The 2,166-nt window shown below is 34.4% G+C and carries 2 protein-coding genes and 1 pseudogene; 1 reads left to right on the forward strand and 2 read right to left on the reverse strand.

Going from position 1 to position 2,166, the window contains the following annotated elements; translation table 11 throughout:
* Together JCM17102_RS25340 and JCM17102_RS29320 are read right to left on the reverse strand one after the other, a co-directional pair.
* Nucleotides 1–414: hypothetical protein (locus JCM17102_RS25340; RefSeq protein WP_148302090.1), on the reverse strand; the 414-nt coding region annotated here is incomplete at its 3' end.
* Between the two features lie 544 nt (nt 415–958).
* Nucleotides 959–1,435, reverse strand: coding sequence for a hypothetical protein (locus JCM17102_RS29320; RefSeq protein WP_025076555.1), 477 nt, complete (start codon nt 1,433–1,435; stop codon nt 959–961).
* A gap of 186 nt (nt 1,436–1,621) precedes the next feature.
* Here JCM17102_RS29320 and JCM17102_RS30550 point away from each other — a divergent pair.
* Nucleotides 1,622–2,137: pseudogene (locus tag JCM17102_RS30550) on the forward strand (ATP-binding protein); the annotation flags it as partial.
* Nucleotides 2,138–2,166: the final 29 nt, after the last annotated feature.

Genomic DNA, 2,166 nt, shown 5'->3' on the forward strand with positions numbered 1-2,166 from the left:
CATAGAAGAAAGTAGTTCTTCACCTTTCATTTTTTGTAACGCGTGCCAACGAAATCCCCTATTAGGTTCTGGCAAATAAATCCGGTAAACTTCATGACTTTTATCGATAATTGTTGCTTCTGCCGTAAATCGATGACCTCCCATATCACGCCATTTTTCATAATAAAGCGTCACGTGATAGCACAGATCTTCAGGTTTCAAAGAATCAGGTAAAATATAAAAATAATCCGGCCATCCTTCTTGTAGCCATTTATGTTTTAAAAACATAAAATCACCTTGCACCACGCCAGGAATTATATCCTTACGATACCATTTGGGAAACTTCTCTTTTAGTAGGTTCTGAGTAATCTCAACTAAAAGACTGTCTCTTTGCTCTTTCGGCATAGAAGAAAGAGGCTCTTGGGCAAGCAACATACCATTTGTACAAACAAATAACAGCAATAAAAAAAATGTTTCATAATAATCTGAATTAATTTATTTAATTCAAGCTTTGAACAATACTTGATACACGACTTTCATTATTTTTCATATACAATACTTTACATAATAGCAATTACGCTTTTATCATCATATTTATACATGCTATAACAAAAGTAATATTATTTTTCGAATAAAGAAAAACTATTCAGAAAAATACATTAAAAAAAGAAATGCTAATTTTGATAGGTAATTAAAACAATCCAAAGAAGATCTAAGTTATTTTTATCAAAATATCACAATCAATATTAAGCAAAAAACATTTATTATAAATACAGAATGTATATATATTCAAAATGGCTACCTGTGAGTATACCTAATTTATAAAACATTTAGAGGCAGTTTATTATAACACCTACCTCTAAATCGAGAGATTTCTGAAAGTTTATCCTAATCTACACCTAACAAAACAATGGATTATTACCTACTATTTTTACCTATAATATAAATAGGGAAAAACTACATATTTTAGTAACAACAATTAATTATTAAATGAATATTTGTCCGTAATCCTTCCGTTATTGTAATAAATATACATCTGAGGAGTATCAGTTACATTATGTCCCGGAAATATATAATACCCCCTACCTTGAACAAAAATTCCTACATAATCCAGCACAATTCCATAGTTACTCTCATCACCGTTACTCAAATAAGCGTAGTCTCCTTTAGATGGACCGACTTCACGTTCTTGTTCAAAAGAACCATCTAAAAATGGAGTATGCGTATGACATGTCGTAATACAAATAGCATCCTTTGGGACACCATTCTCAACAGGAAGCGATGATCCTAAATAAACAGATGCTTGTGCATCATCTGATACAGGTTCACCGTACTTTGTCTTACCTATATAATACTGCCCATCTGCCGGTCTGTAATAAATAAAACAAGCTGCTTCTCTTCTTTTGTATCTAATTTTTGCATACTCTTCTTTTGTTAATACCTTTTTCAATTTCATTCAGTTTCTTCTGAGCTTCAGATACAGATTTCAACTCAGATTCCAATTTGATAAGTTGTTCAAGGTTTTGTCCTTGTGACCTTAAGATATCTTTTGCGATATCTAAGGCCTTTTTATCAACTTGGTATGATTCTTGTTCTTTAGAGTTCTCTTTCTCTAATTCAATATTAGATAGGCAAACGTATCAAGATAGACTATGCTATCCCGCGCGGTCTTGACCACAACCCAATGAAGCGACTTGCATCACTGGAATTCATCCGCCAAGGACAGAACCTCTTCATCACAGGTTTATACAAAACCGGAAAGAGTTTCCTTGCCACAGCCATAGGGTTACGAAGCTTGCAAGAAAGGCATACGCACATACTATGCTAATGCCTCGAAACCTATGGGTATATTCAAAGTAGCAATGGTAAAAGGCACACTGAAATCTAAACTCAAGAAAATCGAACGGAGCGCACTACTCATCTTGGATGACTTCTTCCTTGTGAACCTTGATGCCCTCTCCTACTCGATATAATAGAGGACCCACATGGCCGAAAATCCATCATCATTACCTCTCAACTGCCGACAGACAATTGGTATAACGCAATCGGTGATCCTACTGTGACTGATACCATCATGGATCACATTATCCATACGGCTCACCGAATTGAGTTAACAGTAGAAAGTGTACATAAGATGACGGCACACAGAGGTAAATAAACTAAAATAATAATGCCCCACCGATTAAT

This window comes from Bacteroides faecichinchillae JCM 17102 (genome assembly GCF_000614145.1).
Taxonomy (GTDB): Bacteria; Bacteroidota; Bacteroidia; order Bacteroidales; family Bacteroidaceae; genus Bacteroides; species Bacteroides faecichinchillae.

Bases quoted from the DNA above. Each gene is read 5' to 3' on its own strand.
- JCM17102_RS29320 (WP_025076555.1), bottom strand. From the start codon at position 1,435: ATGAAATTGAAAAAGGTATTAACAAAAGAAGAGTATGCAAAAATTAGA.